12 protein-coding genes are annotated in these 13,372 nt (G+C 71.0%); 8 read left to right on the top strand and 4 right to left on the bottom strand.

The annotated features are described in order from the left end of the window. A complete protein-coding gene (locus tag Q9R08_RS15790; protein ID WP_163615928.1) occupies positions 1-711 on the bottom strand; it encodes an ABC transporter ATP-binding protein in 711 nt (236 codons plus the stop codon). Next, positions 698-1,510 carry an ABC transporter ATP-binding protein gene (locus tag Q9R08_RS15795; protein ID WP_308869080.1) on the bottom strand — a complete coding sequence of 271 codons (813 nt, stop codon included), beginning with the start codon at positions 1,508-1,510 and terminating at the stop codon, positions 698-700. Before Q9R08_RS15795 ends, Q9R08_RS15790 begins: the two co-directional genes overlap by 14 nt. A 226-nt stretch (positions 1,511-1,736) precedes the next feature. On the opposite strand from Q9R08_RS15795, the gene Q9R08_RS15800 reads away from it, so the two are divergent. From Q9R08_RS15800 to Q9R08_RS15815, 4 genes are all read left to right on the top strand, one after another. Next, on the top strand, positions 1,737-3,104 hold the full coding sequence (locus tag Q9R08_RS15800) for an aminomethyl transferase family protein (protein ID WP_308869081.1): 1,368 nt from the start codon (positions 1,737-1,739) through the stop codon (positions 3,102-3,104). A gap of 155 nt (positions 3,105-3,259) precedes the next feature. Next, positions 3,260-4,189: an IclR family transcriptional regulator gene (locus Q9R08_RS15805; RefSeq protein ID WP_308869082.1), complete on the top strand. Its 930-nt coding sequence runs from the start codon at positions 3,260-3,262 to the stop codon at positions 4,187-4,189. A 10-nt stretch (positions 4,190-4,199) separates the two neighbouring features. Next, entirely contained in the window at positions 4,200-4,979 is a 780-nt protein-coding gene (locus Q9R08_RS15810; protein ID WP_308869083.1) for an NAD(P)-dependent oxidoreductase, read from the top strand. A 155-nt stretch (positions 4,980-5,134) separates the two neighbouring features. After that, complete coding sequence (locus tag Q9R08_RS15815; RefSeq protein WP_308869084.1) at positions 5,135-6,757, top strand: tannase/feruloyl esterase family alpha/beta hydrolase; 1,623 nt, start codon at positions 5,135-5,137, stop codon at positions 6,755-6,757. Between the two features lie 152 nt (positions 6,758-6,909). Here the strand turns inward: Q9R08_RS15815 and Q9R08_RS15820 are convergent, their stop codons facing one another. Further along, the gene (locus Q9R08_RS15820; RefSeq protein ID WP_308869085.1) at positions 6,910-7,770 is read right to left on the bottom strand and encodes an IclR family transcriptional regulator; all 861 of its coding nucleotides are present in this window, start codon (positions 7,768-7,770) and stop codon (positions 6,910-6,912) included. Between the two features lie 169 nt (positions 7,771-7,939). Continuing rightward, the gene (ligM, locus tag Q9R08_RS15825; protein WP_308869086.1) at positions 7,940-9,346 is read right to left on the bottom strand and encodes a vanillate/3-O-methylgallate O-demethylase; all 1,407 of its coding nucleotides are present in this window, start codon (positions 9,344-9,346) and stop codon (positions 7,940-7,942) included. Positions 9,347-9,493: 147 nt separating this feature from the next. Here ligM and Q9R08_RS15830 point away from each other — a divergent pair, with 147 nt between their 5' ends. The 4 genes from Q9R08_RS15830 to Q9R08_RS15845 are packed head-to-tail and all read left to right on the top strand — an operon-like array spanning position 9,494 to position 13,174. Then, positions 9,494-10,249, top strand: coding sequence for a PIG-L deacetylase family protein (locus tag Q9R08_RS15830; protein ID WP_308869088.1), 756 nt, complete (start codon positions 9,494-9,496; stop codon positions 10,247-10,249). A gap of 16 nt (positions 10,250-10,265) precedes the next feature. Continuing rightward, positions 10,266-10,982: a 4-carboxy-4-hydroxy-2-oxoadipate aldolase/oxaloacetate decarboxylase gene (locus tag Q9R08_RS15835; protein ID WP_308869089.1), complete on the top strand. Its 717-nt coding sequence runs from the start codon at positions 10,266-10,268 to the stop codon at positions 10,980-10,982. Next, positions 10,969-12,171, top strand: a complete 1,203-nt coding sequence (locus Q9R08_RS15840; RefSeq protein ID WP_308869090.1) for a 4-oxalomesaconate tautomerase — start codon at positions 10,969-10,971, stop codon at positions 12,169-12,171. Before Q9R08_RS15835 ends, Q9R08_RS15840 begins: the two co-directional genes overlap by 14 nt. A 40-nt stretch (positions 12,172-12,211) precedes the next feature. Continuing rightward, on the top strand, positions 12,212-13,174 hold the full coding sequence (locus Q9R08_RS15845) for a VOC family protein (protein ID WP_308869091.1): 963 nt from the start codon (positions 12,212-12,214) through the stop codon (positions 13,172-13,174). Positions 13,175-13,372 lie beyond the last annotated feature (198 nt).

Below are 13,372 nucleotides of genomic sequence, written 5' to 3' on the forward strand. Positions count from 1 at the left end.
TCAGCCTCCCAGGTACGCGCGGCGGATCTCGTCCATGCCCTTGAGCTCCGCCGACGAGCCGGTGAGGGCGTTCCGCCCGGTCTCGAGCACCGTGGCGCTGTCGACGAGAGTGAAGGCGAGGTTGGCGTTCTGCTCGACCACGAGCATCGCGATGCCCGATTCGCTGCGCAGCCGGCCGATCGCCTGGTACACGCTCTTCGCGGTGCCGGGAGCGAGACCGAGTGATGCCTCGTCCAGCAGCAGCAGCCGCGGCTTCGACATGATGGCGCGGGCGATCGCGAGCATCTGCTGCTCGCCGCCCGAGAGCGCTGAGCCGTTGGAGCGGATCCGGTCCTGCAGCTGCGGGAACAGGTCCAGGCAGTAGTCCATGTCCGAGGCGATGCCTTTGCGGTCCTTGCGCTTGTAGGCGCCGACCCTGAGGTTCTCCCGCACCGTCAGATCGCCGAGCGTGCCGCGTCCCTCCGGCACGTGCGCGATCCCGAGTGCGGCGACCTGGTCGGGACGCAGTCCCCGCAGGTCCTTGCCGTCGAAGCGGATCGTGCCCGTCGAGCGCACGGTGCCCGAGATCGCGCGCAGCGTCGTGGTCTTTCCGGCGCCGTTCGCGCCGAGGATGCCGACCGCGCCCCCGTCAGGGACCGTCAGCGAGACGCCCTCGAGCACCTGGATGCGGCCGTAGAAGGCGCGCACGTCGGCCAGTTCAAGCAGCGTCATCGACCGCGTCCTTCCCGATGTAGGCCTCGATGACGCGGGGGTCGGCCTGCGCCTCCGCGGCCGAGCCCTCCATCAGCTTGCGGCCGTGATCGAGCACCACGACGCGGTCGGTGAGCGCCGAGATGAGCCCCATGTTGTGCTCGACGATCACCACCGTGATGTCCTCATCGCGCACCCGCCGCACCGTCTCGATGAGCTGCTCCACCTCGGCGTGCGGGAGCCCTGCCGCCGGTTCGTCGAGGAGGAGGAGGCCGGGGTGGGTGAGCAGCGCGCGGCAGAGTTCGATGCCCTTGTGCAGTCCGTGCGACAGCTCGTCGGCCCGCATCTTGGCGGCCCACCCGAGGCCGTTGCGGTCCAGGAGGTCGAGCGCCTCCTGCCGCAGCGCCTTCTCGGCGCGCACCGTGCGCGGCAGCCGCAGGGACCACTCCACCGGACCCCCGGGAAGGCGCGTATGGGCGCCGAGGAGCACGTTCTCGAGCACGGTCTCGCGCAGCTGGAGCGCGGGATGCTGGAACGTGCGCGCGAGCCCCTGCCGCGCGAGCGTGGCCGGGGACGACCCGACAACCTCGACGTCGTCGATCGTGATGGAGCCGGCGCTCGGCCGGTAGTGACCGCTCACGCAGTTGAAGAGAGACGTCTTGCCGGCGCCGTTGGGCCCGACCAGGCCGAAGATCTGGCCCGACTCCACGGTGAAGCTCACGTCCTCGAGCACCCTGACGCCGCCGAAGTGAAGGCTGACGTCGCGGACTGCGAGCCGAGCGCCCATGGCCCCACCTTTCGCGTCGTCGCGTGTGGTCATCAGGGGGACTCGAGTCCTCCCCCTGCTGGGAAAACTACGGATCCCCGGAAAGATTGTCAACGATTTTGGTGTGAAGTTTCGCAACCGTGATGGTGCGATTCGATGCTGGCCCGCCGAACCGGGGGATGCGGCATCCGTTTCCGCTCAACGGAACACCCCGGGACAAGCCACCGGGAGGAGCTCCTACGCTGACCGCAGCTTCCGCAACAACGAAGGAGGGTCGACGATGACCGAGACACTCGCCCAGGCGATCGATCGCGCAGGCAGCGCGGTGGAACTGCTGCGCAACCAGAACTGGCCGGCATTCACATTCCCTGTCGCACCGGAGTTCACGAACTGGCGCGACGAGCAGCGGGCGTGGAACACGTCCGTCGCGCTCATGGACCAGTCGCACCACATGACGCAGCTGTTCCTCGACGGAGCCGACCTCATCCCGCTCCTGAGCTCGATCTCACCCAACACGTTCGCGACGTTCCGTCCCGGCGTCGCCAAGCAGCTCATCTCGGTGAACGAGGACGGCTACCTCATCGGCGACGGCATCCTGTTCTACAACTCCGAGGGCCCCGAGGGGCTGGTGCTCATCGGGCACCACATCCTCATCGACTGGGTGCGGTTCAACGTCGAGAAGGCGCAGTCCGCCGGCAAGGACGTCCGCTACCGCCTCGAAGCGAACTCGCACATGCGGCAGGGACCGCCGACCTTCTACCGCTACGAGCTGCAGGGCCCCCACGCCGACCTCGTTATGGAGAAGGTGTTCGGCGGACCGGCGCCCGAGATCAAGTTCTTCCACATCGGGGACGTGACCATCGCCGGGCGACCGGTCAAGGCGCTCCGCCACGGCATGGCCGGACAGCCGGGGTTCGAGTTCTACGGCCCCTGGGAGGACAACGAGATCGTGCTCGAGGCGCTCATGTCGGCCGGAGCGGAGCACGATATCCGGCGCGTCGGCGCGAAGGCGTACTCGTCGTCGCCGCTGGAGTCGGGCTGGGTGCCGACGCCCTTCCCCGCCGTCTTCGACGACGACTTCGCGGAGTACCGCGCCTGGCTCCCCGCCGCGCGCATCGGCTCGGTCGCCGGCTCGCTGTACTCGACCGACGTGCACGACTTCTACATGACGCCGTTCGACATCGGCCTCGGGCGCTCGGTGCGCTTCGACCATGACTTCCACGGACGCGAGGCGCTCGAGAAGCACGCCGAGAACCAGCGACGCCGCAAGGTCACGCTGATCTGGAACGCCGACGACGTCGCGGCGGTCGTCCGTTCGCAGGTCGAACCGGGCACGCCCGCGAAGTACCTGGACTTCCCCAAGGCCCGCTACGGGCTGTACCAGATGGACGAGATCCTGAAGGACGGCGAGCGCGTGGGGATCTCGACGGATGCCGGCTACGTGGCGTACGACCAGCTCTACATGTCGCTGGCCACCCTGGACGTGGGACTCCGCGACGGCGACGAGGTCGAGGTCGTCTGGGGCGAGGATCCGATCTCGCGCAAGGACTCGGTCGACGCCGACCACCGCCAGGTGCGCATCCGTGCGACCGTCGCCCCCGCGCCGTACCACGACTACGCCCGGACGGTCTATCGCGCGAACGCCTGAGCGACCGGGGCCTGGGCCGCCCACGGGTCCCTGAGCGCGTCGAAGGGCGCTTCGACACGCTCAGCGACCGGAACGGAGACCGGTACTCCGGTTCCGCTCAACGGAACAGTGGCGCCCGTCCGGGTTAGCATGGCGGCGTCATCGAGGAGGATGCCGTGGCACGAGGATCTGCGGGTGAGTCGGTCCTGCACCGGCACCTGCGCGTGCTCGAGAGCTTCGACGCGTGGCATCCGTTCCTCACGCTCAGCGAGATCGCCGATGCCGCCGGCGTGCCCCGTTCGAGCGCGCACCGGCTGATCGCCGAGCTCGAGCGCGAGGGACTGCTCGAGCGGCTGCCCGATCGCACGTACCGCCTCGGCGTGCGACTGTGGGAGTTCGCCAGCCGCACGCCGGGCGCGGTCGGCCTCCGCGAGATCGCGCGGCCGTGGCTGGGCGCCGTGCACGAACGGGTTCGTCAGCACGCGCAGCTGGGCGTGCTCAGCGGACGCGACGTGCTGTTCATCGATCGGATGTCGACCCGCGAGGCCGTCGTGAACGCGACGCTCATCGGCGGCCGCATCCCGCTGCACGCGTCGTCCAGCGGCCTCGTGCTGCTGGCGTATGCCGACAACGCCCTCGTCAACGACGTCATCGCGCGCGGGCTGCGGCCGTATACGGCGAACACGATCCGCAGCGGCGCTGAGCTGCGCGCGCAGCTGCGACGCGTCCGCGAGGACGGGTATGCGGTGACGGAGGGCGCGATCCACCCCGAGTCCCGCGGCATCGCGGTGCCCGTGACGGGACCGGGCGGCAGCGTCTACGCCGCGATCGGCGTCGTGGTGCCCAACGACGGCGCCTCGACCCACGGCTACGCCGAGCTGCTGCGCCGCGCCGCCGCCGGCATCGCGCGCGAGCTCGCGCTCGCCTACCGGCCCGACGTCGACGAGCGCACCCACGGCATCCGCTCGCTCGTGAGCGGGTCGCGCCGCTCGCTCGAGTACCTCGAGAGCCTCGACACCGACCCGCACGACGCCGGCGCTCCGGCCCCTTCCGGCAGCTCCGACCCCGCCACCGGTGCCGGCCTCGGCCCTGCGCCAGTGCTCTAGGGTGGCGGCCATGACGACGATCGCGATCCTCGGCCTCGGCGAGGCCGGCCGTCGTTACGCCCGCGGCCTGGCCCATGCCGGGGCGGACGTCCGCGCGTTCGATCCCGCCCACGACCTCGGCGACCCCGACGTGCCGCAGTTCGCCACACTGGCCGACGCCGTCTTCGGGGCCGACGTGGCGCTGAGCCTCGTCACCGGGCATGCTGCGGCATCCGTCGCCCGCGAGGCGCTGCCGCACATCGCCGCGGGGGCCGTCTACGCCGATCTCAACACCGCCGCTCCCGACCTCAAACAGCGCATCGCCCGCCTCGCCGCGGACCGGGGGCTCGCGATGGCCGATGTCGCGGTGCTCGCGCCCGTGGTGCGCGCCGGGCACCGGACGCCGCTCCTCGCGAGCGGTCCCGGAGCACGTACGTTCGCCGACCGCGTGGGCCCGTTCGAGGTGCCCGTCGAGGTCATCGACGGCGACGCGGGGGAGGCCGCGCGCCTCCGGCTGCTGCGGAGCGTGTTCATGAAGGGACTGGCGGCGCTGGTGCTCGAGGGACTCGGTGCCGCGCGCGCCGCCGGTGCCGAGGAATGGCTGCGCGGGCAGATGGCGGACGAGCTGGGTCCCGACGGCGACGCGCTCGTCGACCGGCTCGTCGACGGCTCGACCCTGCACGCCGTGCGCCGGGAGCATGAGGTGCGCGCCGCCCTGGCGGCACTCGAGTCGTCAGGGCAGCCCGCCGACATGACGCGCGCGACACTGGCGTGGTTCGAGCGGCTCGTCGCCGAGCGCGATCACGACTGAAGCCCGGCAACATACCCGCATCCTCTGCCCGGCACAACGGCGAAGCGCATTGGACGGAAGTGCCGTTGCCGCCGGTGTGAGGGGATGCGATCCTCGCCGCACACGCACGGCGCCGACCCCACGGCGACTGCGGTTCACAACGCGAAGGAGCGTCGATGAAATCCACGTTCAGGCGGCTGTCAGCGGTGTCGCTGGGCATCGCCGCAGCCCTCGTCCTCACGGCCGGCATCTCGTCGGCCACGGCAGCACCCGGCGGTCCCCACGCCGGCTCGCCCACTCTCACGGCGTCCGAGTGCACGTCGCTGGCCGGCCTCACGATCTCCGCGAAAGACATCGGGCTGCCGACGAGCGGGGCCGACGTCGAGACGGCGGTGTGGGATGCCGCCGGCAGTTACTGCGCGGTCACCGGCTGGATCCGTGCGGTCTCGGCACCGCAGGACATGCAGTTCCGGGTCAACCTCCCGGCCATCTGGAACGAGCGCACGCTGCAGTTCGGCGGCGGCGGGTTCGACGGATCCCTGGTCACCGCGACCGGGGCCTACACCGCTCAGCCGGCGGGTACCCCGACCGCCCTGTCGCAGGGCTGGGTCACCCTCGGCTCCGACGGCGGGCACCAGGGAGCGCCCGGGTTCGACGGCACCTTCCAGCTCGACGAGGAGCTGTTCCTCAACTACGGGCAGTGGTCGGTCAAGAAGGCGCACGATGCGGCCGCGGTCGTCATCGAGGCGGCCTACGGCATGGAGGCCGAGTGGTCGTACTTCATCGGCGGCTCTCAGGGCGGGCACGAGGCCCTGGATGCGGCGGCGCGCTACCCCAAGGACTACGACGGCGTCATCGCGAACTATCCTGCCTACAACGTCACGATGATGCATGTGGGCGCGGTCAACTTCCGCGACGCGCTGCAGCTCGAGGGCGGCGCCGGGCACCTCAACTCCGCCGAGACGGCGACGATCACGAGCGCCGTGTACGCGACGTGCGACGGGCTGGACGGCGCCGTGGACGGGATCATCAGCGATGTCCCCGGCTGCGACGCGGCGTTCGACATCCAGTCCCTCGCCTGCCCTGCGGGAGTGGATGCCGCCACCGTCGACACGTGCCTCTCGAACGTCGAGATCGCGGCCGCCGTCAAGATCAGCACCGACTACGACCTGGGCATCGACATCGAAGGCAACTCGATCTTCGCGAAGAGCGCGCTCCTCGAAGGCGCCCTGTACCAGGGCTTCGCCGGCTTCGGTTCCAGCGCGCAGGCGCAGGGGCTGCAGTTCGCGGTGTTCGAGGCCACGATGCGGTACGGCGTCGCGGGTGATCCTCCCGGCTTCGACCCCTACACGGTCGATCCCCTCGACTACGCCGAGCGGGTGCAGGAGGTGGGCGAGATCATGGACGTGACGGACGTCTCGCTCAATCAGTTCCGCGCGCACGGGGGCAAACTCATCCTGACCCACGGCACCATCGACGACTTCATCACGCCGCACAACACCGTGCAGTACTGGGAGTCGCTGCAGGACGAGTTCGGCAAGCGCCTCGACAGGTTCGCGAAGTTCTACATGGTGCCCGGCTGGGGCCACGGCCAGGGCCGGTTCCTGGCGCAGTACGACGGCCTCGACGCCATCGTCGCCTGGGTCGAGCAGGGCGTCGCGCCGTCCGGCCTCGTCGCGAGCGACGGCAACGCGGGCGCCGATCGCACCCGCCCGATGTGCGAGTACCCGGCCTGGCCCGAGTACTCGGGCTCCGGATCGATCGACGACGCCGGCTCGTACACCTGCGTGACGGGCTGACCTCGCGACGCGTCTCGTCGTGACGCGCGAGGACCCGGGCATCCGCCGATGCCCGGGTCCTCGCGTGCCGCGTCGCCCGCGCGGCGCTCAGGTGACACGACACGCCGTCACCTCCACCCCGAAGCAGCACCGCGGCCCACGCCCACGGCGGGTCAGCCGGCGGACGCGGACGGCAGGGTGCGGGCGTCGAGCGACGAGAAATAGTCCAGCGATTTCCGTGAGGTGTTGGCGAGCGTGCGCATGCCGTGCCCGCCCGCGCCGCCCGCCGCCTCGAGCGCACGCGAGATGCCCGCCGCCGCCACGGTGAGAAGCTCGACCGCCGCCTGCGGCGAGGTGCCGTCGTTCGGCACGACGACGCCGAGCGATGCATGCACCAGGCCGTGCGCGTCGAGGACCGGCACTGCGATGCCGCGGGATTCGCGATGGATGTGCCCGTCCGTGACGGCGAACCCGTCCGCCCGCACCCGGCGCAGCCGCGCCCGCAGCTCCTCGCCGGTGCGGATGGTCGCCGACGTGTACGCCGGCCAGCCGGCCGCGATGACGTCCGCCACGACGCCCGGCTCGGAGTGGGCGAGCAGCACCAGGCCGCTCGAGCTGACCGGCAGCGGCACGCGGCCGCCGATCACCGTGGCGTTGACGACCGCCTCCCGGGTCGAGAGGCGCTCGATGAAGAGCACGTCCCGTCCGCTCAGCACCCCGAGCTGCGTGTGCTGGCGCACGCGCGAATGCACCGCCTCGAGCCACGGCCGGGCGAGCTCCCGGAGACCCAGCGCGCCGGGGGTCCGCGACGCGAACTCCCACAGCCGGATGCCGAGCCGGTACGAGCGGTCCGGCATCCGTTCGAGCAGGCCCTCCCGCTCGAGCTCGGCGACGAGGCGGTGGGTGGTCGACACCGCGAGGCCGGTCGTCTCCACGATCTCGGTCAGCGTGAGGAACGGGCGCAGCACGTCGAACGCCTGCAGCACCCGCAGATGCTTGTGCAGGACGGACTCGCCGTCCGAGCCGCGTGCCACGTCGAACCTCCTTCGGGTCGGGGGATGGCTGCCGGGGCCGCCGGTCGCCGAGCCCGGTGAGCCTCCCGGTCAGTGGGCCTCCCGGTCGCCGAGCCCGCCGAAGCGCCCTTCGAAGAGCTCGGTGACCGGTGACGAGCTCAGGGAGCGGCCGACCCCTCGAGCGCGAGCATCAGGCCACCCCGGCGGTGCGCCAGCCGCCGTGATACTCCTGCCGCACCGTCTCGGCGTACGGCACCGGGCTGACGACGGCGCGCACCGCGATCTGCTCGTGCGGCTCGACGGTGGTCTTGCGGGAGCCGCCGTCGGGCTCGCCCCACACCACGCGCACCTCCGCTCCGATCGGGACGTCGCGGTCGACCGTCGCCAGCGACAGGCCGCGCCTCTCGTTGGCGGTGACGCCGGTGAAGAGCGACAGCCCGACGTGGCTGCCGTCCGCGTCGATCACGGCGTCGTAGTTCGACGAGCCGTAGTTCGCGTTCGGCAGGTCGAAGAACTGGTACCCGGGGCCTTCGCGATCGAGCACGCTGGTGAGGATGCGGCCGAGGTCCTCGTCGTTCCACGCGAGCGTGACCTTCTTGCGCTGCGCCTCGGGATCGACCTGCTCCAGGGCCTCGCGGCCGATGAAGTCGTGGTCGAACTTCACGAACGAGCCGTAGCCGAGGTCCCACGGGTTGAGGTAGTAGTCCTCGATGTCGTCCGACACGAACGATCCGGCGAGGGCGTTGATCGCCTCGTAGCTGCTCGCCGGCAGCCACTCGCGGTAGCGCCGCTCGATGTCTCCGCCGGTGTAGATCGCGGGAAGCGGCGACGGGATCCACCCCGACTCGAGGGTGTTCGACGAGTACGCGCGCGAGCCGCACGGCTCGATCCCGAACTCGCGTCCCGCTTCGAGCACGGCGTCACGGATGCGGCCGTGCTCGGTGTACGGACCCCAGATCTCGAGGCCCGGTGCGCCGGCCATGCCGTGGCGGAGCGTCCGCACGGGCTGACCGGCGACCTCGATCTCCCCCATGTGGAAGAACCGCACCTGCTCGACCTCGCGGCCAGCGAGCTTCTCGATGATCGGCCACGCATTCGGGCCCTGGATCTGGAAGCGATAGAACTCCCGTGTCACCGCCTCGCCGTACGGGCGCGACGGCGAGCGGTCGTCGTAGCGGGTCTCGACGTCGTAGCCGCCGGTCTCGGCGTGGAACTGCAGCCAGTTGGCGCCGGGCGCGCGGCCGACGTACACGTACTCATCCTCGGCGAGATGGAACAGGATGCCGTCGCCGATCACCCCGCCGGTCGACGACGTCGGTACGAACTGCTTGGCGGTGTTCACCGGGAAGTTCGCGAACGAGTTGATGCCGGTGTCCGACAGCAGCTTCAGCGCGTCGGGCCCGGTCATGAAGAAGTTGACCATGTGGTGCGTCTGGTCGTAGAGCACGGCCGTCTCGCGCCACGCCTTCTGCTCGCGGCGCCAGTTCGTGAACTCCGCGGGCACGACGGGGTAGATGTAGGTGCCGAGCCGCGAGTTGCGCAGCATCTCGACCACACTCCCCCGTTCGTTCATGAGCTCCTGCAGATTGCTCGCCATGAGTTCCTCGACTTCCTCGTCCAGTGTTTCCGGGGTGACCTGAGCGCGATGCTACGTGTCCGCTATACCTACGTCCAGAGGTATTTGGTCGCCACGATTGTAGACAATTTGTTGACCATTTCGCCATGGGTGTGATTCGCTGGCCCCATGACAGACACTGCCGACACGCTCCTCGTCGTCAGCGCCCACGCCGGCGACTTCGTCTGGCGGGCGGGCGGCGCGATCGCCGCCGCGGCCCTCCGCGGCGAGCGCGCGGTGGTCGCCTGCCTGTCGTACGGCGAGCGCGGCGAGTCGGCCAGCCAATGGCTCGACGGCAAGTCGTTGGATGAGATCAAGGGCATCCGCCGCGACGAGGCCGAGGCCGCGGCATCCGCTCTCGGAGCCGAGATCGAATTCCTCGACCTGGGCGATTACCCGCTCGTCGAGTCGCGCGAGGCCGTCGCGCGCCTGGTCGACCTGTACCGGCGGGTGCAGCCCACGGTGGTGCTCACGCACACCCTCCGCGACCCGTACAACGGCGACCACCCCGCGGCTGCGCGCATGGCGCTCGAAGCCCGAGTGCTGGCGCAGGCGATCGGCGTGGCGAACTCCGACGGAACCTACCCCTCGAAGGACGACATCATCGGCGCCCCGCCCGTCTTCTTCTTCGAGCCGCACCAGCCCGAGCAGTGCGACTTCACCCCGAACGTCCTGCTCGACATCACGGAGGCGTTCCCGCGCAAGCGCGCCGCGATGGAGTGCCTGCCCGCCCAGAAGCACATGTGGTCGTACTACACCGACCTCGCGATCCGCCGCGGCGTGCAGCTCAAGCGCAACGCCGGACCGAACCTGGGCCTTCCCCACGACACGATGGGCGAGGCCTACATGCGGCACTTCCCGCAGGTCACCCAGGCACTGTCATGAGCGGACGGACCCTGTCATGAGCGGTCCGGTGGTCGTCACCGACATCGACCGGGCGGATGCCGCGACCGCCGACGCACTCGGCGTGCACGGCGTCGCGACCGTGCATGAGGCCATGGGCCGGACCGGCCTCGTCGGTGCAGGCATCCGTCCCATCCAGGACGGCGTCCGGATCGCGGGCACGGCCGTCACGGTGCTGTGCCACCCCGGTGACAACCTCATGATCCACGCGGCGGTCGAGCAGTGCCGCGCCGGCGACGTGCTGGTGGTGACGACGACGTCGCCGTCGATCGACGGGGCGTTCGGCGAGCTGTTCGCCACCGCCCTGCACGCCCGAGGAGTGCGCGGGCTCGTCACGACGACCGGGGTGCGCGACGTCGCGGAGCTGAGGGCCATGGGCTTCCCGGTGTGGTCGGCGGCCGTCTTCGCGCAGGGCACGGTCAAGGCGACGCCCGGCTCGGTCAACGTGCCGATCACCCTCGGCGCGGTCACGGTCGCCCCCGGCGACGTCATCGTCGCCGACGACGACGGCGTGCTGCGGGTGCCGCGGCGCGGAGCGGACGCGGCACTCGCCGCGGCGGACGCGCGCCTGGCGAAGGAGGAGGCCGACCGGGCGGCGTACGGCGGCGGCCAGCTGAGCCTCGACCGCAAGGGGCTGCGGCCGCTCCTGGCCGAGCTCGGCGTCGAGTACCTCACGCAGGCGGACTGGGAGGCGCAGAACCGTGAACGCGGCTGAGCAGCCGGTCGCGAGCGAACCGCCGATCTCGAGCGAACCGCCGATCGCGGCGGGGCCGTCGGTCGCGAGCGAACCGCCGATCGCGAGCAAACCGTCGGGCGCGGCCGAGCCGTCGGTCGCGGCGGCGGTGCGCAACGGCATCCGATGCATGCTCATGCGCGGCGGCACCTCGAAGGGGGCGTATTTCCTCGCCGCGGACCTGCCGAGCGACCCCGCCGTGCGCGACGACCTGCTCCTGCGGATCATGGGGTCGCCCGACCCGCGCCAGATCGACGGCATCGGCGGCGCGCACCCGCTCACGAGCAAGGTCGCGGTCGTGTCGCGGTCCGCGGCGCCGGACATCGACGTCGACTACCTGTTCCTGCAGATCGGAGTCGACGCCGCGACCGTGGGCGACGCGCAGACCTGCGGCAACCTGCTCGCCGGCATCGGGCCGTTCGCGGTCGAGCGCGGCCTCCTGCCCGCGACCGGGGAGCGCACCACGGTCCGCATCCGGCTGCTCAACACCGGCGACATCGCGACCGCGGAGTTCCCGACCGTCGATGGGCGCCCCGACTACGACGGCGACGCGGTGATCGACGGCGTTCCGGGCACGGCATCCGCGATCGAGCTCGAAGTCGGCGGCGGAGCCGACAAGCCGCTCCTTCCGACCGGCCACCCCTCCGACGAGGTCGACGGCCACACCGTCACCCTGATCGACAACGGAATGCCGGTGGTGCTGCTGCGCGCCGAGGAGTTCGGCGTCGACGGCTCGGAGCCGCCCGCCGCGCTCGAGGCCGACGACGAGCTCGCCGGCCGTATCGAGCGCGTGCGGCTCGGCGCCGGCCCGCTCATGGGGCTGGGCGACGTCGCCGCTCAGACGGTGCCGAAGATGATCCTGCTCTCGCCGCCCCGCGACGGCGGCGCGATCTCGACCCGCGCCTTCATCCCCGCCCGCGTGCACACGGCGATCGGCGTGCTGATGGCGGCATCCGTCGCCGCGGCGCTCAGGATCCCCGGCACCGTCGGGCACGACATGGCCGGCCCGCTGACCGGCGACGAGACCGTCGTCGAGCACCCCAGCGGCACGTTCCCGTCGCGCGTGAACGTCACCCGCGACGCCGACGGCACGTGGCGCGCGACCTCGTTCTCGCTCCGCACCGCCCGCAAGCTCTTCGACGGCACGGTCTTCCCCCGGCCGCGCCGGTGACCGCACGAGAGACACCCGAACACGTCAGAGAGGACGCCCCATGACCGCCGACACGTCGTTCGACGTCGCCCACCTCGCCCACGTCGAACTGCTCACCCCGAAGCCGGCGGAGAGCCGGTGGTTCTTCGAGGAGCTCCTCGCGATGCGCGTCGTCGCCGAGGACGGCGACTCGATCTACCTGCGCACCTGGGACGAGTACCAGCTGTACACGATCAAGCTCACCGCGTCGGATGCCGCGGGCGTGGGCCGCACCTCGTTCCGCGCGTCGTCGCCGCAGGCGCTCGAGCGTCGCGTCGCCGCCATCGAGGCGACCGGGCACGGCACCGGCTGGACCGAGGGCGACCTGGGCTGCGGGCCGACGTACGGGTTCACCGACCCCGACGGCCACGCGATGGCGATCTTCTACGAGGCCGAGCGCTACGTCGCCACGGACGACAAGCCGGCGCTCAAGAACCAGGCCTCACGCTTCCCCGGCCGCGGGGTGAACGCCCGCCGCCTGGACCACATCAACTACCTCGCGAAGGACGTCGAGGCGAACGGCGAGTTCCTGCGCGATGCGCTCGGCATGCGCGAGTCGGAGCGCATCCGGCTCGACAACGGCCGCTTCGCGGCGTGGTGGTTCCACTTCTCGCTGAAGTCCTACGACGTGGTGTACTCCGACGACTGGACCAAGCATGGCAACCGCCTGCACCACATCGCGTTCGCGCCCGACACCCGCGAAGACATCCTGAAGGCGGCCGACATCTTCCTCGAGAACGGCATCCACATCGAGTCGGGCCCGCACAAGCACGCCATCAACCAGACGTTCTTCCTGTACGTCTGGGAGCCGGGCGGCAACCGCATCGAGTTCGCCCAGGCCGGCGCCCGCCTGCTGCTCGACCCCGATCAGCCCGTCGTCGAATGGTCCGAGGCCGAGCGCCGCAAGGGCCAGGCCTGGGGCATGAAGACGATCGAGACCTTCCACACCCACGGCACCCCCGTGGTGGAGGCACCCGGTCACTGACCCGCCCCCGCTCGCCGCCCGCCGCCGCCGCCGTCGCTCGCCCCGCCGCTCGCCTCCGACGTCTCCGATCCGCGAGAGTACACCTGGCGGACGAAAGCCAGGGAACCCGCCTACCCCTCGTCCACCAGATGTACTCTCGCGGTCTGAGGCCGGCGCGGCGCGGGCCGGGGCGGGCCGGGCCGCGCCGGGCCGGCCGGG

The organism is Microbacterium psychrotolerans, from assembly GCF_031085295.1.
Classification (GTDB): domain Bacteria; phylum Actinomycetota; class Actinomycetes; order Actinomycetales; family Microbacteriaceae; genus Microbacterium; species Microbacterium psychrotolerans.